Raw genomic sequence first — 20,712 nt, forward strand, 5'->3', positions numbered from 1 at the left:
CCCAATTCCCAAATTATGAATTTTATTGAAAGCGTCAAAATGGCGGGTCAAACGCTACTAGCCAACAAAACTCGCAGCAGTTTAACAATGATCGGGATGATTGTCGGCAATGCCTCAGTAATTGCGATGATTGGAATTGGAGAAGGAGCTCAAAAATTTGTAGCAGGACAAGTTCAATCCCTGGGTACAAATGTATTAATCGTGAGGCCTGGAGTTCCCAACGCGAGGCGAAGTACCATCTCAAGTGCGCCTCAAACTCTCGTACTGCCAGACGCAAAGGCGATCGCAACTCAAGTCCCATCCGTTCAAGGCGTGTCAGCAGAACTTAACAGTTCTGAAATAGTTCGCTACAGCAACAAAAATGTTTCGTCTCTAATTTTTGGCACAATTCCAGAGTTTCTAGAAGTTAGAAGCTTTGAAATGGCAAAAGGGCGGTTTTTGACCGAACTTGATGTTAAGCAAAGTAACCAAGTTGTAGTGCTCGGTTCAGAATTGGCCGAGAAACTTTTTGGCAATACAAATCCCTTGGGCGAACAAGTGCGGATCAAAAATGTCAGCGTCAAAGTAATTGGAGTATTGGCGCCCAAAGGCACATCTTTTGGTACGAATTTTGATAATTCCGCCGCTGTGCCGATCACCACAATGGCCAATCGCATAGTCGGGCGCAAATCTCCCTACGGTTTGGCTGTCACGTCGATATTTATTTCGATTAAAGATGAATCGCAAATGGACGCGGCGCAATTTCAGGTAGAAAACTTGCTGAGATTGCGGCACAAAATTACTACCGAAGATGATTTTACTGTCAGAAATCAGAAAGATTTAATGGCAAGAATGGGGGCCATTTCCGGCGCTTTGACTCTGATGTTAACTGCTGTTGCCAGCATTTCCCTATTAGTCGGCGGAATTGGGATTATGAACATTATGCTTGTGTCCGTTAGCGAACGCACTCAGGAAATTGGGCTCAGAAAGGCGATCGGCGCATCTCAACAAGATATCTTGTTTCAATTTATTGTCGAAGCTGTGATTTTATCCGCTGCCGGAGGGATAGTCGGTACTTGCGTAGGTGTCGGTGGTATCTTGCTTGTAGGTAATTTCACGCCTTTGCAAGCTGGAATATCACCCGTGGCGATCGCCCTTGCTGTCAGTGTATCCGGTGCAGTAGGCCTCTTCTTCGGCGTTGTCCCCGCCCGCCAAGCCGCCAAACTCGACCCGATCGCAGCTTTGAGGAGTGCTTAATAAATATCTACTTAGTCCGTTACACAATCCGCTCATTTATGATATGGGAATAGGGGTTATATAAAAATTTAAAAAAAATGTTTTTTTGTAAAGATTTAACAAAATGGGACTGTTTGAGGAACTTTTTTAAAGAGTATTTTGACTTACATTTACAGCGCAAAAGTTCATCAAAAACCCATTAAATGTTAAAGATTTAATAAACCTTTATTGTGGCGTTTGCTTACGAACAACAAAGTTTAATAATATTAAATCTGGGGTAAACAGACTTAAGCATCTACAGAGTTTACGAAACCTTTGCGATTTAATCAAAATATCCAATAAATCAACATGGCATCCCTGACCCCTAGTCCTCAATTTGACTATCTCGAAGGAACCACCCAACCAGACAGATTTAACGCTTTGGATGGCAACGACATAATTTATGCCAACAGCGGAGACGACTATCTCGAAGGCGATGTCGGCAAAGACAAAATCTGCGGCGACCAAGGCAACGATACTATCATTGGCGGTGCAGACGACGACATCCTCTGGGGAGGCAAAGGCAGCGACCTAATTGGTGGCGATTCCGGCAACGATATCATCTATGCGGGCGCCGGTAGCGATACCGTGAGCGGCGGCACAGGCGATGATATATTTGCCATTGCTAAAGGCAGCGGCGGCCCAACTTTAGCCACAGCCGATAACATCGCCGACTTCGGCAACGGCAATGACAAAATTCGATTGCTAGACGGCCTGGGCTTTGAAGATTTAAACATCCAGCAAGGCACCGGCGCTAACAGCAACAGCACCATAATTCAAGACAAACTCACGGGCGAGTATTTAGTAGTATTACCGGGAGTCAACAGCAACACAATCAACCGCGACCAATTCACCAATCAGCTATCGGGAAACCCTGTCATTGAGTGGAACGGAGTCATGCTGAATGCAGTGCGGACAGCCAACAGTGCGCCTCCTCTGGCCTCCCGCAACATGGCAATGGTTCACGCAGCCATTTACGATGCTGTTAACTCGATCGGCAAAAAATACAGCCCTTACCAGGTCAACATAGATGCACCAGCAGGCACATCAGCAGAAGCTGCCACCGCCGCAGCCGCCCATCGCGTCTTAGTCAGCGTCTACCCAGCGCAAGCAGCCACATTCAACGAAGTATACGCATCGTCTTTAGCTAAAATTACCGATGGCAAAGCTAAAGAAGACGGGATTGCCCTCGGACAGCAAGTTGCCGACCAAATTATCAGTTTGCGGAATACAGACGGCATCGCCAAAGTAGTGGAGTACAACCCCTCAAGCAACCTTGGCAGTTGGGTTCCGACTCCCCCCGCCCTTGCCGCCCCGCTGGCACCACAGTGGGGAGAAGTTACTCCCTTTGCCATGACTAGCGGTTCTCAGTTCCGCCCGCCCGGCCCGCCCGCCCTTGACAGCGCGAAGTACGCAGAGGAAGTTAACTACGTCCAAGAAATCGGCAAAAGTGACAGCCTCACACGCACCCCAGACCAAACAGTCATCGCCAAATTCTGGGCCAACGGCGCTGGGACGTTTACCCCTCCGGGTCACTGGAACCAAATCGCCGAAGAAACAGCGACTCTCACTGGTCAATCCTTAGAAGATAGCGCCCGCTTATTCGCCCTGCTGAATATTGCTCTCGCCGATGCAGCTATTAGTTGCTGGGATGCCAAGTACCAGTACAATTTATGGCGGCCGCTGACAGCTATCCGCCAAGCTGACACAGACAACAATCCCAACACGACAGCCGACCCCCTGTGGACGCCTCTGCTAACTACTCCGCCGTTCCCTGAGTATACCTCGGGCCACAGTACCTTTAGTGGTGCCGCCGATCCTGTTATGAGTGCTGTATTTGGTTCAGATTACGGCTTTGCCGATCGAGGCGATCCATCTGTCAACACTTTGCGAACCTACGAGAACTTCAGCGAAGCGGCCGACGAATCGGGTATAAGTCGAATTTACGGAGGGATTCATTTCATGAGTGCTAACGTAAATGGTTTGAGTGCGGGTAGAAATCTGGGGAATTATGTTCTCCAGAATTTCTTAACAGCCTAGGAAAGTTGGGACGGGTTTACGAGATTGCTGAGATGTTGCACCATTTTCAATAATCTTTTTAGGAACAGGCAAGATGCCTGTTCCACAAGAAATCAACTCTTTGTGGAACAGGCATCTTGCCTGTTCCTAATTATTCCAGCAGTTCTACAGTGCCGAGATACCCGTCTACTCGCACTTTTTGACCGTCTCGGAAGCGAGTTGTAGCTTCAGCAATATTCATAACTGCGGGAATTTTGTACTCGCGAGCGATTATTGCTCCGTGAGATAGTTGGCCGCCAACTTCGGCGATAATTGCTGTTGCTCCTAATAGCAGCGGTGCCCAACCTGCATCGGTGTAAGGAACTACTGCGATCGCATTTTCTCCTAAATCCGTGCTCGCAGTGCGGCAAATCTTGACAAAGCCTTCGACACTACCAATACTTGCTGGAATTCCCTGGATGATATTAGTTTCCGATGTTGCGGAGTCGATCGCCCTTGTCTGAGAATTCGGCAGCAAATTGCCGTAGACTACAGGGGGAATCGGGCGATCGCGATCGGCTTTTAACTGTTGGCGCCTTTGGCTAATTGTATCCTGAAAAGAAACACTCGCGCCGCTGCGAATCCACTGCTGAATTTCCCCAAATTCCAGATAAAAAATATCCCCGCTTTCCTGAAACACCTGCATTGCCAATCCGCAAGCTTCAATCTCCAAAAAAGTCCACCGTAAATGAGCCAACAACCGCGCGTAAATTTCGCTAATTTCGTTTTTGACAAGCGCTCTTTCTTGACATTTATCTAATCGCCACTTCTGCGAAAAAGTCAATTTTGTTTCACGCTTTTCAACTAAATTATTTTCGGCTTTTTGAGCCATATTTATTAGCAACTTTTGATAAACTTCCGGTTGTTCTCGCCAAGTAGGAACAGCAATATCCGTTCCCACCTCGCTCAAATATCCGTAAATATCAAGCCACTTTTCAAAATCTGCTTGTAAAGCCGGAGTTTCCGCAAATGTCTGTGCTAAATCTGCGACTGAACCAGTTTCGTCAGACTGCGAAACACCAGCTTGTCGCAATTTCTGAGCCAACTGCTGTAAAGCTCGCACCGAAGCAATTTCAGGAGCGCTGTCATTAGCCAGCCAGTCATCATTAACGCGAAAAATTGCCTTGCGAATAGCCAGCCCGATCGGCCCTAATATATTGTAGTAAGTAATCGGTTTCAGCCACTCCTGAATTTGCTCCGCTCTCTCCAACAATTCCAACAAATATTGATAATCGAGCCTTGGGCATTGGGCATTGGGCATTAATATTTCTTCTTCGCTCCAACCTCTTCCTTCTTCCTTCTTCCCTCTTCCTTCTTCCTTCTCCAGACTTTGCAGTGCCGGGAGGAAAATAGAACTACGATCGCCCTTAAATTCTGCATTGAGCGCCCTTTCTCGCTGCACCAGACGCCACAAACCAGGCAAAGAAGGCAAAATCTTCCCCAAAGGCGGCTTGCCCATCTTTTGCCCTCTCAGCAAAAATTCCAAACCCTGCTCCGGCAATCCCATCATCCGAAAGATTTCGCCCAACAAAGTAGCATTAAAATAGGCATGAGAACCCAGCAAAGTTGCCGTTTCATTAAAGTTTAAGCCACTGGCGCGATCGCCCAAAACCACCTTGAAAATCTCCCCCCAAACCCCGCAAGTCAGCGGCCGATTAATCGACCAAGTTAGGGGGCGAATTGCACCGGGAATCACTTCTGCTGCAATAGTGCGCGTCCAAAACGGCTGTAAATTTGTAATTGGGCGGCTTTGCAAAATCCAAACTTTTTCCCCGTCCCAACTCCACTCAATATCCTGCGGGATTCCGTGAAAAAATGCTTCAATCGCTTGGGCTTGTTTCACCAATTCTGCTAAAATGGGTTGAGCAATAATTGAATTACTTTGAAGTTCAGTTAATTTGTTTTCTAATGATTCAGGTTTACTAAAATCAATTTCTAAATGAACCGGAGTACATTGTCCGCCGACAACAGCTTCTGCTCCTCCCGGTAAAGCTTCTATAATTACCTGGGAACCGCCATCTAAAGGATTGCGACTGAACATCACTCCCGCAAATTCGCTGTCAATATAAGGCTGAATTAATACAGCCATTTTGGTGTCTGGCAATTGTCGCTGTCGGCGGTAAGCCACAGCTTCGGAAGTCCAATAAGACTGGCGGCAGCGATTAATGCCGTCGAGTAATTCTGCTTCAGTGAAAACAGGGCCAATAGTTTGATATTGTCCGGCGGCTGAACTCGTATCGCCATCTTCTCCCGCAGCAGAAGAACGCACAATCATTCGATTTTGGATTTTGGATTTTAGATTTTGAATCAAAGCATGGGGAATTGACAATTCATCACTATTTCCTCGATACCCGATGCCCGATGCCCCATGCCCGATGCCCGCTTCTTGTGATAATATCCAACCAGCAGGTACGTTAAATCCGGCTCGTTTGAGTTGAGACAATTTAGCCGCTTTATCACCGCAGATTGCAGCATCTAACGAGTCATCAAGAGAAAACAATTGTTCTGATTTAGATAAAGCCATATCATCACCTTGACTGAAATTAATTGCTGCTAACAACAAAGCTAATCCTGCTGCTGCTAAAAATTCCGGCATTGATTGTCGCCACACCCAAACCCAGATTGGGGTACACAGACACCCGCAACGGGAAGCAAAGAGTCTCGCCCGATCGCCCTCACCCCACCACCGCTGTGCCAAACCCCACACCAGCAGCCCCCAAATGCCCGATGATACAGCCACCGGCGGCGAAAATACCAAAAGACCCCAAACAGCATTGGTCACGCCTCCACCTCCGGCGATCGCATATCTGCCCGCAACTAGAGGAATTAACAGGGCAAGTGCGATCGCAGGTGCATCCGGGAAGCAAAATCGCCCCGCCAAAACCGGCAAAATACCCCTGGCAATTTCCGCCAACACCGCCGCAATTCCCGCTAATTTCCCCCCGTGAATGAAAGCAGCAGACACGCCAACATTCCCCGTGCCCAGCGCCCTCAAATCTCGGCGGCTAAACACTCGCACCGTCCATCCCGTTAGCGGTAAAGCACCCAGGCTGAAACTCGCAGCCAACAGCAATGCTATTGTCCCCAACGGCATAAAATCTGCTCTCCTATTTTCAACCTCTAAACATTATGACCTCAATTCTGTCAATTTTTCTGTCTTCCGATATATCAACCAAACGGCATTAGCACTTAAGATAATGTAAAAGTAGAGTAGATAAGGATTTAGCTTAATGATAGATATCAGCTTGACAACTCCTATGGGAGTTCTTGTTGCACCCATCAAGCGAGTAGCGATCGATCTGCTGATGCAGCAGCCAGTGCCGGAATCAAGTGTCAGCTTGACGGCTCCAATAGCAGTTCTTGGTGTTGGCTTTGTTGCCGCAGTTACGATCGGGTCGATCGCCTGGTACAACTCCAAGCGCCCACCCGGTTGGGAATCCAAAGAACGCCCTGATTTTGTACCGAAAGTTGATAAAGACGATTTGATTGCTGATGTTTCTGACTCCAAAGGTAAATAAAACAAAGTTTCTTTAGAGGAATAAAAGCAGGACTTGTGCATTAATTAATGAGAAAACTCGGTCAGTGCGAGTTTGTCATTGCCAGCCGGAGCGCTGCAATTTCAATGGTTCATTTTCCCATTTTTTGCACAAGTCCTAGAAATTTAAAATCCCCATCTAAAATATCAAATATCGGTAATGTGCGCCCTAAGCATCCTAAATATACAGGGCTTACGAAAAAAGTAAGTAGTTTTACATGATACATATAACGTAAGGTGCGCCATAAGCACCATAGATATACAGGACTTACGAAAAAAGTAATTTTAGAGGATTAATATAGGGTAAGGTGCGTCCAGCGCACCTAGAGATTCTGCGTCCAAGACAGATATAGAATTTCTGGATAAATACTTGTGAATATAGTGTAGGGGCTATTCTGAAAAAACCCCTACAAATCGGCGATACCGCGCCAGTTATGCTAGCTTATTTTTGCAGCGGATTGAGTTTCGTAACCGAGCTTTCCTTGGCATCTTCAGCGCTATCTTGGAGGAAACCAGAAGCATCCTTAAAGGCGGCGCCTACTCTCTCTAAAATATTGGCATCGGGATCGCTGCGATCGAATACGGGTTGAGCCTTAGCCGGCTGTCCGTCTGGCGCTTCTAACAGAGTTTTATCTCCGCCGAGTTCGAGGTCGAACTTGTCAGTTTCCATCGGTGCAGAACCCGGATAAAGCAGCTTTGAGGAATTAGATTCAGCGGTAGTCGCAGCCAGGAGACGATCGCCGATAATCGCCAAATCAGCCCGATTCTTTTCTGCTTGAGCAGGGGACTGATTTACTTTAGGATCTGTGGAGGTTTTATAATTCGTGTATCCATCACCGCCACCCTTGTGAGGGTTATTCATTCCTCCAGCTTGAACGGGAGGATTCTCAGGCCGAGCTCCTCGAACATCGCCCGCATTGCAAGCGGTACTGGTAAACAGCAGCACACCTGCCATAAATACAGTCAACAATTGACTCAAAAATTGACCGATACGCAGTCTTTTAAAAAAAGCAGTTACAGTGTTCACAAAACTTTTCCAAATTTTTACTACTACTTGTTAAGAGTAAAAGTTAAGTCCCCATCCCTGCCTCTAACGGCGGTGATACTTTGGTGCCAGTTGCTATCGACTTTTTTATAACTTTAGAGGGATTTCATCAACGGCGGCTATTTTTCCAAAGCCAAGCATAATCATAGGGTGCGCCAGTTCCAATAGTTGGAGGAATTGAAGAGTTTTTTGTTTCTGACCCACCCTACAAGCTCCTAATTAGGGAATTGTTCGACTTTCGCTTCAGCTTGCAAAGTTAGCACACCAGCTTCCACATTTAGCTGCTGAATTCGCAGGGACATTCCCTCAATTTCAAAATTTCGCAAGTTTAAAACCTCACCAGCTTTGTCCGCCAAAGCTTCAGTTAACTCCGGCGAAAATTCCTTGTTTTCGGGATACTCGACATCCTGAAGAGAAATTGCCCAACCGCCCGCTGCGATCTCAGGTTTTGCTGTAAAATAAATTTTTTCATTGGAGGCAGTTTCCTGCACCCATATCTCAGCATTTAAAGCGATTTTTCCGGCTAGCAATTGGCACTCAATAGTTTTAACGTCTATTGTCCGCAGTTGTCCGTCAACAGTAACTTTTAAGTTTTTCAGTTTCCTGCTGATGTATTCGGAATTAAAAGCGCGGTTGATATCGCTTTCTGTTAAAACTGCGCGCGCCCCACCGAAGGCAGGCCCGTTCAGTTCAATTTTGCCAAACATAGCGGTGAGGGGATTGACAGCAATATCCTTGACGTGAATTTGCAATTCTTCCACGCGCAAATCTTGCTGCATTACCAACCCTGTGCCCTCAACGGCAACGGCCTCTACTGAGCCCTGGGCTAGCTGGATCGGATCGGTGTTGACTGTGACAGACAAAGTTTCGGATTCGTCTAATTTGCTCGTAATAGCAATCTCTGCCACTTTGTCGATCGCCTGTTCCCCTAAACTTCTATTTTGTTGAAGCACGCTCAGAATTCCTAATAATATTGTTTTCAAAATAGTAGTTAATACCTAAGTCATTTACCGTCTTCCTCTCGGCTGGTTTCTCGTCTGAAAAAAACTTAGCCAAAGACAGAGGGTTTCCAGAAAATTGCTAAAATTAATCAGGTAGTCTTCGGCGCACTCTACATTGCCCGAAAGCATCCAGCATACAAGCCCCCAGATTCATTCCGAAAGCAGACTCAGGACCGGTGAAATAAGAAACCTGTATCCGATGAAACTTGCCGAACGTATTTATCGGTGGGGTCAATGCTTCAATTCTAAAATCTAAAATCTAAAATCTAAAATCTAAAATCGATTGACTCGGTTGCAAAGCGGTGAAAACTCAAAAACTCGGATTTTTGCCAAAAGTCTTTTCGAGAAGTTCGATCGCCCGGTACAATTAAGTTAAGAGCCGGCACCGCCATTTGCAATGAATCCAGAATCAACTCTCGCTAGACTACAAGCTACACTTCCCGACGGAAAACTGCCTTCTAGCTACGGGGTATACTTCAAAAACACCCTAGTAGCCCTATGTCACGCCCTAGAAGACCACATCTTGCAAACCAGTGGCGGGGACAAGAGCGAACTCCAACCCTTAGTTTTGGTAACGTTTCAGCAGGGTAAATGGTATTTACAGGAAGCCGATCGCTACCTAGATATTGCTAATGCCTCTAGGCGCGTTGTCATAGGTGCAGTAGCCGACAGCGGTTTCGCTACCCACAAAACCGGGCAATTAGAAAATGTATCTTTAATAAATCTCGATGAAAACGACCCCATAATCCAAGAATGGAATTTAATCATCCTCGCCCCGACATACAAAGCAATGGTGCTTTGTCGCGAACTTTCAGATCGGGAATACTTGCCCGAGGGCAAGCCAGAAGTAGATACAGAACGAAAGTTCTACGGTTTGTGGTCGTTTGACCAGTCTTTGGTGTCGGCTGCAGCAGAAATTTTTATAGAACAGACGCGACATTACAACTCTCCTCTGGCAGACACTTTGCTGGAAATGCACCACGAAATCCTGGCAACCAAAGGCCCGCCCTTGGCCGACATTAGTGGCGTGGTATCGCGGATAGTCACTTACCTGCAAAGTTCTCAGCAGCAAATGGTAGCAATTAACCGCCAAACCCGCGAGTTGTGGGAATTGGAAGGTCAAGCTTTGCGTGTCAGTCGTAATTTGAACGCTAACAAACTTCAAGCTTTTCTGCGAATGGCCCAGCGCGTGGACGAACGCGATACCTCAAATCCTACAGCGTCCTTGCAGGTGGCGGCTTTGTCGGAAACTTTGGGTCAACTGCTGGATTTGCCGGCTTTGCAGTTGCGGAGGCTGCGGCTGGCTGGATTGCTATTTCGAGTCGGCTTAATTTCGGCCCCGAATGAGGTGTTCGATCGCACTCCCGATGCTTTTGACGAAGCAACTTTCTCGTTTTGGCGCGATCGCAGTTTCATTGGTTCCCAACTGCTGCAAGCAATGCCGGAACTAGCACCTGTAGCGGAAATTGTCAAGCATAAACTTGAATATTGGGACGGCAGCGGCAGGCCAGAGGGTTTGCGAGCCGAAGCGATACCGATGACTTCGCGGATTTTGGGGTTAGTCGCTTATTTTCAAGAACTGACTCAACCACGTGGCGATCGTCCGGCTTTGAGTTTGAGCGAAGCTTTGGAACAGTGCCGCGAACTGTCGGGCACTCGCTTCGATCCGGCTTTGCTGGAAACTCTCAGCAACGTCGTCAGAATGACAGAAATTGGTTTGATGGAGTTACCAACTCGCCCAAGCCAACTGCCTAACGTGTGGTTGGAGGAGGGCGATCGAACGACCTCGGCCGCTCCGGCATTATAAAATAACTCGACTGTTGACTGTTGACTGTTGACTGTTGACTGTTGACTGTTGACTGTTAACCAACAACTGACAACCAACAACTGACAACTGACTAATGACTAATGACCTCGAAGCCATACGCAAAGGCAAAATTTTGATGTTGGCCGGCACTGATTTAGCCGGCCAAGACTTAGCGGGAGCGGATCTCGCCGGTGCTAACTTGTCTCAAGCCAACTTGAGTGGAACTAATCTCGCCGGCGCTAACTTGCAGCGGGCAGTATTGCGAGCCAACCTCCGCGGCGCTGACTTGAGCGGCGCCAACCTGCGAGGGGCAGATTTTCGGAATGCCGATTTGCGGGGAGCTTCCTTCGCTAACGCTTTAGTCCGCGACGCCAGTTTTGGGGGTGCTTTTTTGACGGGGGCATCCATCGGCAATTTGGATTTGAGCGGTGTCGATTTGCGCGGCGCCGATTTGCGGGGCGCTGCTTTGGCTAGGGCAATTTTGCTTGGTGCCGATTTGAGCCATGCCAATTTATCCGGCGCTGATTTATCGGGAGCTGACTTGGAAGAAGCGATCCTGAATGGAGCCGTACTGCGCGGCGCTAACTTGACCGGGGCTAATTTGCTTTGCGCCATGATGGAACAAACCCTTTGGGATGGAGCTTTGCTCGATCGCGCCTGTCTCCAAGGCACCCCCCTGAGCCCTTAAATTTCAACAATGTTGTTTTGAAGACAGACAAAAAACAAGATCTGCTTATGAGGTGAATAAGCACAAGCAATTTTTACATTTCTTAATATGAGGTTATAATGGCGACTGTAGATGAGCAAACGAATAAATGGTAGCAGCTTTGTTTAGCGGTACATCCTTTCAAGGTCAAAGTGGCGATCGCCTTGTTAGTAAAGTAGCAGGAGCTGCGATCGCAGCCTTATTCAAGCGTTCTGAAAAGGCCGAGGCCAACATCCGAGTCGAACCAGTAGCCAAACTCTTGCAGGGAAGCATCGACGGTTTCGACTTCGTTGGCAAAGGTATGTTGATGTACAACGGCCTTCGCATAGAAGTGATGGAACTCTATCTGCAAGCACTCTCCATTGATTTTGGGGCGATTTTTGCAGGTCAAGTGAAATTACGGCAGCCTACCCAGGCAAATATGCGAGTAGTCTTAAGTCGATCGGATTTAACCACCTCATTCAATACACCTTTTGTAGTTGAAAAACTCCAGAAGCTGAAGTACCAAGAGCAATCTCTGCACTTTCAAAACACTGAAGTCAGCTTCGGAACCGACAAATCAATTCGGCTTCAGTCCGAAATTACCGTAGGCGAGGCCAGCGAACCGGTCAAAATAGATATTACAGCTCAGTTGCAAGTAGAAGACAGACGCAAAATCCAATTTGTCAGCGTTACTTACGGCGGTGACGAGCAAGCAGTAGACTTGGGTCAAGCTATAATTGCCCACGTAAATAACTTGCTAGACTTAGACAAATTTGCCTTAGAAGGCACTCAACTGCGAGTAGACCGCTGCCGAGTTCAGAACGACGAGCTGGTTTTCTACGGTTGGGCTGGTATCGAACAGTTCCCCAAAGGCAAGCGCTAAACCTCAGCAAGCTGAGGTTTGCCCAGCCATCTAGTTTGGAAAAAGAGCATTTTTTAGTTAGCAAACAACCCGCACCGGCGGGTTTTGCTTTAGATTTTAGATGGGAGGAAAAATCTAAGATATAAAATCTCGCATCTAAAGTCGATCGACGCAAAATCAGCACTGAGGTTGATTCGATCTGGCAAATTATTTTGATAGATTTAAATAATAAATTAAACCACCCTCAAGAATAAAGATGCTCGGATTTTATTTATTTTGTATCTACGTTGCAGTCTTGTCCGTGTTGGCCGGGCCGAACCACCGCGGGTCTGAGAAATGGTGGGTAGAAATTGTCACCGATTTGCCCCACTGTACCTACTATTTTGGCCCCTTCGACACCGACAAAGAAGCCTCCAGCAATATTCCCGGCTACGTCGAAGACCTCGAAAGCGAGGGAGCTAAAAGGGTTAGTATCCGCATCAAACGCTGTCAGCCTTCGCATCTTACCATTTGCGAAGAAGAATTATCAGCAACTGTAGAGATTTAAAAAAGTTGAGTTTTGACTTAACTCAAACCTCAACAATAATATAAACACACTCTTCTTCTAGTCCTTACCTTGCGGACTTTGTATGTCTAGCAGTGACTTACAGCCACCCAGCCTAAAACTCTCCTCCACCAAAATGCTGATTTGATGCAGCACTTACTCTCAAAAATTACCTGCGTCAAATCAGCACTGAGGATGAGGCGATCGCTCCCATTGCGTTGATAAATTGAGAAGAGTAAAAACTACTTAAGTCTTCCCAGAGGTAAATATGTTTGAAATCTCTATGTTGGGTATGTTTTTCACGGCTTTTTGGCTACTAGGTCAACCTACTAGCAGCACTCGACGCGACGAATGGTGGGTAGAAGTTGATACAGATTCGCCAAAGCGTACCTATTACTTTGGGCCCTATGACAGCAGAGAGGAAGCTTCTGACAAATCGACCGGCTACATCCGAGACCTGGAAAACAAAGGAGCTAAAAAAATTACCATCAACCTCAAACAAGGTAGCCAACCTACTCAGCTAAGAGCTAGTGAAGAGTCTTGAGAAGGTGGGAAACTGCCAATTACGGGCGAAGAAAAGTTGACTTATTAACAGGGTATTTTTCAAATGAGATCGCGCTGGCATACAGTAGGGACACAACAATGCTGTGTCCCGATGAAATAGTGAAGAAAGGGTATTATCTGCGTCCGAGAAATGCACGCTTTTTCAATTAAAACAGCAGGAGTCCCGCAGTCTAACGGTACTCCGGTGAGTGACGGGAGGAATGCGCGTGAGGCTCAAGAGCTGAACAAATTATCTATAAAAACAACAGAATTTCTTCCATACGTAATACAATATTGTCATGAAACAAGTCCTGACAGTATCTACAATTATTTATGTTATGCCTGGGAATTGTCACCCTTGATTTAAAACATCGATTTTAACTAGATAAAGAGAAAAGCCGATCGCCAAAAGATACAATTAAAGTGCGATCGGCTAATTGCGAGAGCCATTTTTCCGGTATACCAGATTCTCCGTAAAAAGCCCCCGCCAACTGTCCGTAAACCGCACCAGTTGTATCCGCATCGTCGCCCAAATTCACAGCCAACAAACAGCCTTCGGCAAAAGAAGAACTGTTGTAAAACGCCCAAAGTGCCGCCTCCAAAGACTTGACAACATAACCAGTACCTTTAATTTCAGGAGGTTGTCGCAATTTAAAAGAACCCGCCGCAATCTCATCAATCTCTGCTACCAGCGGATTTGCGGCCCAATATCCCGAAATAGGACAATATCTTTCCGACAGCAACACATCTTTAGCAACTCCATTCACCGCCCCCGCAATTAAAGCACCCAAATAACGGCAAGCATCCACACAAGTAGCAGCACCGTGAGTAGTTCTCGAACTTTCTCCAGATTTTTCTATGACTTCCAAAGGATTTGTAGCATAAAACAAAGGCACGGGAGCCAAGCGCATAATCGAACCGTTGCCAGCAGTCTGAGCATCGGTAAAACCGCAGTAAGGTTTTCTTGTATCTTCAAACTTCCAAAGAGCTTGCTGAACCGTATTGCCAATATCAAAACACTCGCCCGTACTGCTCAAATGTCCGTCTCGCCACCACCGCAAATAAGTTTCTAACTGATGGACTGGATCGAAACCTTGCTTCTCAATCAAACTTTGGGCCAAACAAAGCGCCATCGAAGTATCATCCGTCCACTCACCCGGTTGCAGTCGAAACGGGCCACCGCCAATCATATCGTTAATAGGTGTAAAAGTTCCGGGGCGACAGAACTCTAAAGTTGTTCCCAAAGCATCGCCAACTGCTAAACCTAGGAGACTGCCGCGATAACGTTCAATTTGTTGCATAACGTAATTAAAAATCAATAATTAGTAAGCCCGTTATTATTGAATTATCATATAGCAATCCTTGCAGGAGTCGTGAATTTTTTACCCCTCCCCAACTCTCCCCGAACTCGCGGGGACGGAGTAAGAAATTCACAAATGATGCGAGGATTGCTATAGCTTGTCAAAACTATTTCTCTCTTCTCCTCTCTATTCTCTTTCTCTGTGTCCTCTGCGCCCTCTGCGGTTAATAAAAAAAATCTTGTTCACAAACGAAGCTGAGCCAAAAGACCGATCGAGCTAATATTGATGTTAACCTGTCCCTACCTGAACTCAGACCTGTCCATGACACCCGATGCCACCGCCGGAGCCGCTGCCGCCCCTCAATCAACACCCGAAGTCAGCTTGGAGCTGCAAGTCAGACTCAAAACCGAAGATGGACAGCTACTGTTGCTACTCCCCCCAGAAACCAATAGCGAACCCGCAACAGCCTCCGCCTCGACTTGGACTGAACTTTGGCAGCAGCTAAAAGTCAGACTGAACGCAGGAGAACGCTTTTGGCAGCCAAACGCAGAAGTACAATTGATGGGGAACGATCGACTTTTAGATATCCGCCAACTGCAAGAAATCGCCGATGCCCTCTCCGAAGTGGAACTGCAACTCAAACGAGTCCACACCAGTCGCCGCCAAACCGCCGTTGCCGCAGCTACAGCAGGCTATTGTGTAGAACAGCAGCCTCCGGTTTCTTCCCTGAATAAAGCCGCCGCTGAAAAACCGCAATCGCTGGCGGAACCTTTATATTTGCAGATGACAGTGCGATCGGGCGTAGAAATTCGCCATCCGGGCACCGTCGTACTTTTGGGAGACGTAAATCCCGGCGGCTCAGTCATCGCCGGAGGCGATATCCTAGTTTGGGGCCGTTTGCGGGGAGTCGTGCACGCCGGTGCCGGTGGCAACACCAAAAGCGTGATTATGACCTTGCAGATGGAACCGATGGTGATTAGGATTGCTAAGTATGTTGCCAGAGGCCCAGAAACCTCACCCGCTCAGTTTTTCCCGGAAGTCGCCTATGTGACGCCCCAAGGGATTCGGATCGGTAGAGCCTCTGATTTTGACAAATCGCAGTTAGTCGGGGGTAATGAGTAATCGGTAATTGGTAATTGGGAATTGGTAATGGGTAATTTGTAATACTATTTCTTTTTAAGCCTGCACTTGATAATTTTTCCCTTGGCTAAATCAGCCACTAAAGGACGATTTTAAAATTAAGTGCAGTTTCATATAGAATTAGTATTACAAGGACAGTTTTGAGTGTTAAGTTAATTCACTGAATAACAAATTACTGCCAACTTCCCAAATAATAATTGCTAATTATCAACCAATAATAAAATCAATTACCAATTCCCAATTACCAATTCCCAATTACCAGTTACTAATTCCCAATCATCAATTCCCAATAAATCTAAAATCGCTTATGGCTCGCATTATTGTTGTTACATCAGGGAAAGGCGGGGTAGGAAAAACCACCTCCACAGCCAATCTCGGCATGGCTTTAGCTAAGCGGGGGCGCAACGTTGCTGTAATTGATGCCGATTTCGGTCTCAGAAATTTAGACTTGCTGCTAGGCTTAGAAAATCGGATTGTTTACACGGCATTAGAAGTTCTCGCTGGAGAGTGCCGATTAGAGCAAGCTTTGGTGAAAGATAAGCGGCAGCCGCGCTTGGTGCTGTTGCCGGCTGCCCAAACTCGGATGAAAGATGCCATCAGCGCCCAGCAAATGAAGCAGCTTGTGGGGATGTTGGGAGCAAAATACGACTATATTTTGATCGACTCTCCTGCTGGCATTGAACAAGGTTTTCAAAATGCGATCGCGCCGGCTCAAGAAGGGATAATTGTCACCACTCCCGAAATCGCTGCTGTCCGCGATGCCGATCGAGTCATCGGCCTGCTGGAAGCCAACAACGTCAAGAAAATCAACCTGATCGTCAACCGGATCAGACCCGCAATGGTGCTGGCAAATGATATGATGTCGGTGCAAGACGTGCGGGAAATCCTCGCCATTCCGCTGTTAGGCGTGGTTCCCGACGACGAGCGCGTCATCGTTTCCACCAACCGAGGCGAACCATTAGTATTGTCGGAAACGGCCTCTTTAGCTGGAACTGCCTTCGACAATATTGCCCGCCGCTTAGAAGGCGAAAAAGTTGATTTTCTAGATCTCAATCCCCATCGAGAAAACTTCTTTACTCGCCTCCGCAAGTTCTTAAATACTAAAATTATGTGATGTGCTGCAATATGGGCGATCGATCTTTAACAGCAGCGACTTCATCAAAAAAACTAGCCCAAATTTTCCCCCAGTGACACCAGTTCCCAAAAAGAATGAAACTGTAGGTCAACTTTAAACCATTAGGGAATGAGTGATTCCCCAATCGAAAATCGAAAATCGTATAACGTTTTCTATGCCTAACCCTTGACAAATCAGCCTGACCCATGATACACACACTTCTCGAACGACTTTTCCCGCGCACCCCTGACAACAGCCGCGACGAGGTAAAACGGCGCCTCAAACTGGTTCTAGCCCACGATCGCTCAGAACTCAGCCCAGAAATGGTTGAGTCGATGCGCCGAGAAATTCTAGAGGTGGTGTCTCGCTACGTGGAAATCGATACCACTGGGTCTGAGTTCTCGCTGGAGAGCGACCAGCGGGCCACAGCACTAATTGCAAATCTTCCGATCCGGCGAGTCAGGATCGAGCATCCACCGGAGAATTTGCCCAAGAATTTGCCCCCGAATCGGCCCGAAAATCGACCCGAATATGTACCGGAGTATGTAGTCGAAATTCTCCCCGACACTACGGAGTGATAGGGATTGAGATTTTATTGTCAGGCAAAGAGTTCGATTCGAGCCGATCGGCATTTAAATTAAACTATAGCAACCGCTTTCGTCGGTTAGAAAATAGACTACAATTAGTGGCCAGTTTTGCAGAGCGAGCGCGCCGACTTTTGGGCCCAAACTGTACATTTATACATCCTTCATCAGGTCATCCGAGCGATCGAGTTAAATGGCATGAAAAAAATCGAAGTTGCTCAAGAGTTGGGCCTCCGTCGCAACACCATCGACGCCACAAGTCGATGGTATTGCATCACAGGAGACTTCCAAGCGGAGGGCCTTGTGGAAACGGCCTGGTAATGGTCACTTGCATCACAAAACAGAGTCAAGTTCCGAGAGTTCAAAATACACAAGCACAATAACCCAAGTTGAGAATACACAACTGTGGGAGGCAGGGCATGATTACTTTGTACTCAGACCCAAAAAATAATTAAGAGTTGTCATCCCTATTGACATCTGCACAGTTAGCTAATATTCTTATTATTTAAGATTAAAAATTCTACAACTATTTCCAGCAAAAACTTAAAAAAGTTTTCAAGTCCGCGCCTCCCTCCATAACCACTTCTAATAAAGAGGAAGATTGAATCATGGCAGTATCTCTGAGCAAAGGACAACGGATATCGCTTGAGAAAATTTCACCCGGTCTCTCAGAAGTATTCATAGGACTGGGATGGGACGTTAAAGCTACAGACACGGGCTCTGACTTTGACCTAGACTCATCATTGTTCCTCTTAGGTGCTAACGAAAAATTAATTTCTGACAACCACTTCATTTTTTACAACAATCTCACAAGTCCAGATCCCGACAAATCAGTGCAGCACCTGGGAGATAATCTCACGGGGGCCGGCGAGGGGGATGATGAAGTTATCAAAATCAACCTCAAAAAAGTGCCTAATGATGTCCAAAAAATTCTTGTAACTGTAACCATCCATGAAGCACAGCAACGCCGTCAAAATTTTGGTCAGGTGCAAAATGCCTTCGTGCGGCTCGTTAATGCCCAAACACAACAGGAAGCTGTTCGCTATGACCTGGTAGAAGATTATTCCATAGAGACAGCACTGATCATGGCTGAACTCTACCGGAAAGACGGCGAGTGGCGTCTCAATGCAGTGGGCTCAGGTTATCAAGGTGGTTTACAAGCATTACTCGATCGCTATAGCTAAAAGGTAAAACACATGGGAATTAACCTACAAAAAGGACAGCGCATCTCGCTTTCCAAAGAAGCACCCGGGCTAACAAAACTGATGTGCGGATTAGGGTGGGATGTGGCGAAACGCTCCGGTGGAGGTTTGTTTGGGGCTTTTAGCAGTGCTCCCGATTATGACCTGGATGCCTCAGTGATTTGTTTAGATGGAAATGACAAAGTGAATGATATGACCAATATCGTTTATTTTGGCAATCTCTCCCACCGTTCAGGAGCTATTACGCATCTAGGTGATAATTTGACTGGAGCGGGAGAGGGAGATGACGAGCAAATTCTCGTCGATTTATCTCGAATTCCCTCGCAAATTGTCAAACTGGTTTTTACAGTTAACATTTACGATTGCATTGCACGCAAGCAAGACTTCGGACAAGTTCAAAATGCGTTTGTGCGTTTGGTTAATACGTCTAATAATCAAGAACTTGCAAAATACAACCTCTCAGGTTCTGAATACAAAGGCATGACGGGGATGCTGATGGCAGAAATCTACAAGCATAATAATGAGTGGAAAATGGCAGCCATCGGTAACGGTGTTAAGGTTAATGGGTTACAGGAACTTGTGAAAACCTATGCTTAACAACTCCTTCGGTACATAGATGCTCCTTACTTGCTGGAATCAGAAGTGGACAACAACGATGAATACCCTTTGTTTTGTTGAAATACCTGAAGTAATCAGCGTAATTTACATGAGATGAAAAATACGTTATGTTACGAGAAAAAATTCCTACACTCAGTCAATGTCGCTGTACGATCGCCTAGACTTAACCAAACACAATCGCAAGCTAAAACTCCCCCTCTCTCAACGGCTAAACCTGACTAGAACCCCCAAACTCCGCTGTCACGGCTGTCGTTCCCGTATCCACCCTCAGTGGGAGTTTTGCCCTTCCTGTGGAAGAGTTCTAATTGATAATGATAGCGATTTTCGCCGTTGTATTTGGGTAGATGTATCAGGAATGGATGTCGCACCCGAAAATAAAGAAGCGATCTTTTCCCTACTGATGGACGCTTTCTCCAAACTCTACGGCGCATTTAGAAGCATCAAGGTATTTTTGACCTCCGATCCCCCCGATCGCAAAGAGTGGGGGGAAGATTTTACCCATGTTTATATATTCGTGGATAGCCAGCCGGTTGACTATCTCGGCGTGGCTAGCTTCAAATCGGGAATGGTTACAGATCGGGCGATTATTCGGATCGATCAAGTATTCTATGCTTCTTACAATGCCAGCCTTAGTCTCAATCAACTATCTAACTTAATTGCAAATACCATTGCCCATGAAATAGGACATACACTAGGACTCGATCATTCTGCACTTCCGACCGATGTCATGCACAATGGACTCCTTCATACTGTTCATAGTTTAATGCCTCCCTCATTTCATTCAGAGCAAATAAACTCAATGAACAATGCTATTCGCAGATATAAAGCCTTGAATAATTGATTGGCTAGAACCATAAAATAGCTGAATTTAGAGATCGAATTCCCCTGGATTAATGCCTACAGCATGGCAAGCTTCTTTGACAACCTTCTTTTCATCTTTGTCAAAATTACCATCCGCACCACCGATAATAATGCCAATTTGGATGACTGCACGACCTTGGTCTAGTTTTTTATTAAGTTTCCCTATGGCTTGGATAGCCTCAATTTTACCAAAATCGAAGTCCTGTGAGAGCTTCTCACAATAAAAATCAAATTTTTGCTTCAACTCCGACGCCGGAAAAATTTGGAGTGTTTCATTGGAAATTATTAGAGCCGCCGTTTTTTGTCTTTCCTCGGTATTGATAGTGCCATCAGCAGCAGCAATCAATGCACAGATGGCCATTGAGGCTTCAGCAAACTCATTATTTTTAAACTTGGAAATGTTGGTTTGCAGAGAATCGTTCATTTGCGATACGTTCTGCTTTAATTTCTCCCAGAAACTCATTTTTTCTCCTATTTGGTGAATGAGATATGATGTTTGCGACCGGAGTCCGAGTAATCTAACCTGCTCTTAACTTGCCAAGCAATTGCCGGCTC

General features: G+C 46.4%; 20 protein-coding genes. 15 read left to right on the forward strand and 5 right to left on the reverse strand.

Going from position 1 to position 20,712, the window contains the following annotated elements; all coding sequences use genetic code 11:
• Positions 1 to 15: 15 nt before the first annotated feature.
• Both QUB39_RS08435 and QUB39_RS08440 read left to right on the forward strand, forming a co-directional pair.
• Positions 16 to 1,236, forward strand: a complete 1,221-nt coding sequence (locus QUB39_RS08435) for an ABC transporter permease (protein WP_333056109.1) — start codon at positions 16 to 18, stop codon at positions 1,234 to 1,236.
• A 327-nt stretch (positions 1,237 to 1,563) separates the two neighbouring features.
• Entirely contained in the window at positions 1,564 to 3,294 is a 1,731-nt protein-coding gene (locus QUB39_RS08440; RefSeq protein ID WP_333209480.1) for a chemotaxis protein CheB, read from the forward strand.
• Positions 3,295 to 3,424: 130 nt separating this feature from the next.
• Here QUB39_RS08440 and QUB39_RS08445 read toward each other — a convergent pair whose 3' ends face one another.
• Positions 3,425 to 6,406: a glycerol-3-phosphate acyltransferase gene (locus QUB39_RS08445; protein WP_333209482.1), complete on the reverse strand. Its 2,982-nt coding sequence runs from the start codon at positions 6,404 to 6,406 to the stop codon at positions 3,425 to 3,427.
• A gap of 211 nt (positions 6,407 to 6,617) precedes the next feature.
• Here QUB39_RS08445 and psb35 point away from each other — a divergent pair, with 211 nt between their 5' ends.
• Positions 6,618 to 6,830, forward strand: a complete 213-nt coding sequence (gene psb35 / locus QUB39_RS08450) for a photosystem II assembly protein Psb35 (protein ID WP_332981549.1) — start codon at positions 6,618 to 6,620, stop codon at positions 6,828 to 6,830.
• Positions 6,831 to 7,289: 459 nt separating this feature from the next.
• On the opposite strand, the gene QUB39_RS08455 is transcribed toward psb35, so the two are convergent.
• On the reverse strand, positions 7,290 to 7,874 hold the full coding sequence (locus QUB39_RS08455; RefSeq protein ID WP_333056067.1) for a DUF6658 family protein: 585 nt from the start codon (positions 7,872 to 7,874) through the stop codon (positions 7,290 to 7,292).
• 233 nt (positions 7,875 to 8,107) lie between these two features.
• Complete coding sequence (locus QUB39_RS08460) at positions 8,108 to 8,875, reverse strand: DUF2993 domain-containing protein (protein ID WP_333209484.1); 768 nt, start codon at positions 8,873 to 8,875, stop codon at positions 8,108 to 8,110.
• Between the two features lie 415 nt (positions 8,876 to 9,290).
• Between QUB39_RS08460 and QUB39_RS08465 the strand changes: the two genes are divergently transcribed.
• From QUB39_RS08465 to QUB39_RS08485, 5 genes are all read left to right on the forward strand, one after another.
• Complete coding sequence (locus QUB39_RS08465; RefSeq protein WP_333056069.1) at positions 9,291 to 10,700, forward strand: HD domain-containing phosphohydrolase; 1,410 nt, start codon at positions 9,291 to 9,293, stop codon at positions 10,698 to 10,700.
• 94 nt (positions 10,701 to 10,794) lie between these two features.
• Positions 10,795 to 11,388, forward strand: a complete 594-nt coding sequence (locus tag QUB39_RS08470; RefSeq protein WP_333056070.1) for a pentapeptide repeat-containing protein — start codon at positions 10,795 to 10,797, stop codon at positions 11,386 to 11,388.
• 127 nt (positions 11,389 to 11,515) lie between these two features.
• Complete coding sequence (locus tag QUB39_RS08475; RefSeq protein WP_333056071.1) at positions 11,516 to 12,271, forward strand: DUF2993 domain-containing protein; 756 nt, start codon at positions 11,516 to 11,518, stop codon at positions 12,269 to 12,271.
• Between the two features lie 235 nt (positions 12,272 to 12,506).
• Complete coding sequence (locus QUB39_RS08480) at positions 12,507 to 12,797, forward strand: DUF1816 domain-containing protein (RefSeq protein ID WP_333056072.1); 291 nt, start codon at positions 12,507 to 12,509, stop codon at positions 12,795 to 12,797.
• A 265-nt stretch (positions 12,798 to 13,062) separates the two neighbouring features.
• On the forward strand, positions 13,063 to 13,338 hold the full coding sequence (locus QUB39_RS08485) for a DUF1816 domain-containing protein (protein ID WP_333056073.1): 276 nt from the start codon (positions 13,063 to 13,065) through the stop codon (positions 13,336 to 13,338).
• A gap of 376 nt (positions 13,339 to 13,714) precedes the next feature.
• On the opposite strand, the gene QUB39_RS08490 is transcribed toward QUB39_RS08485, so the two are convergent.
• Positions 13,715 to 14,638: an ADP-ribosylglycohydrolase family protein gene (locus tag QUB39_RS08490; RefSeq protein ID WP_333209488.1), complete on the reverse strand. Its 924-nt coding sequence runs from the start codon at positions 14,636 to 14,638 to the stop codon at positions 13,715 to 13,717.
• A 321-nt stretch (positions 14,639 to 14,959) separates the two neighbouring features.
• On the opposite strand from QUB39_RS08490, the gene minC reads away from it, so the two are divergent.
• From minC to QUB39_RS08525, 7 genes are all read left to right on the forward strand, one after another.
• The gene (gene minC / locus QUB39_RS08495) at positions 14,960 to 15,760 is read left to right on the forward strand and encodes a septum site-determining protein MinC (protein WP_333056111.1); all 801 of its coding nucleotides are present in this window, start codon (positions 14,960 to 14,962) and stop codon (positions 15,758 to 15,760) included.
• A gap of 325 nt (positions 15,761 to 16,085) precedes the next feature.
• Positions 16,086 to 16,892, forward strand: coding sequence for a septum site-determining protein MinD (gene minD / locus QUB39_RS08500; protein WP_333056075.1), 807 nt, complete (start codon positions 16,086 to 16,088; stop codon positions 16,890 to 16,892).
• A gap of 206 nt (positions 16,893 to 17,098) precedes the next feature.
• Positions 17,099 to 17,470 (forward strand): cell division topological specificity factor MinE, encoded by a 372-nt coding sequence (gene minE, locus QUB39_RS08505; RefSeq protein WP_333056077.1) that lies wholly within the window; start codon positions 17,099 to 17,101, stop codon positions 17,468 to 17,470.
• Between the two features lie 117 nt (positions 17,471 to 17,587).
• Positions 17,588 to 17,797 carry a hypothetical protein gene (locus tag QUB39_RS08510; RefSeq protein ID WP_333056078.1) on the forward strand — a complete coding sequence of 70 codons (210 nt, stop codon included), beginning with the start codon at positions 17,588 to 17,590 and terminating at the stop codon, positions 17,795 to 17,797.
• Between the two features lie 287 nt (positions 17,798 to 18,084).
• Positions 18,085 to 18,660 (forward strand): TerD family protein, encoded by a 576-nt coding sequence (locus QUB39_RS08515; RefSeq protein ID WP_333056080.1) that lies wholly within the window; start codon positions 18,085 to 18,087, stop codon positions 18,658 to 18,660.
• A 12-nt stretch (positions 18,661 to 18,672) separates the two neighbouring features.
• A complete protein-coding gene (locus QUB39_RS08520) occupies positions 18,673 to 19,275 on the forward strand; it encodes a TerD family protein (protein ID WP_333056081.1) in 603 nt (200 codons plus the stop codon).
• Between the two features lie 160 nt (positions 19,276 to 19,435).
• Positions 19,436 to 20,137, forward strand: a complete 702-nt coding sequence (locus QUB39_RS08525) for a zinc-dependent metalloprotease family protein (protein ID WP_333209491.1) — start codon at positions 19,436 to 19,438, stop codon at positions 20,135 to 20,137.
• Between the two features lie 27 nt (positions 20,138 to 20,164).
• Here QUB39_RS08525 and QUB39_RS08530 read toward each other — a convergent pair whose 3' ends face one another.
• Positions 20,165 to 20,620 (reverse strand): TerB family tellurite resistance protein, encoded by a 456-nt coding sequence (locus QUB39_RS08530; protein ID WP_333209493.1) that lies wholly within the window; start codon positions 20,618 to 20,620, stop codon positions 20,165 to 20,167.
• Between the last annotated feature and the right edge of the window lie 92 nt (positions 20,621 to 20,712).

The sequence above is a fragment of the Microcoleus sp. AT8-B5 genome, from assembly GCF_036705565.1.
Lineage (GTDB): Bacteria > Cyanobacteriota > Cyanobacteriia > Cyanobacteriales > Microcoleaceae > Microcoleus.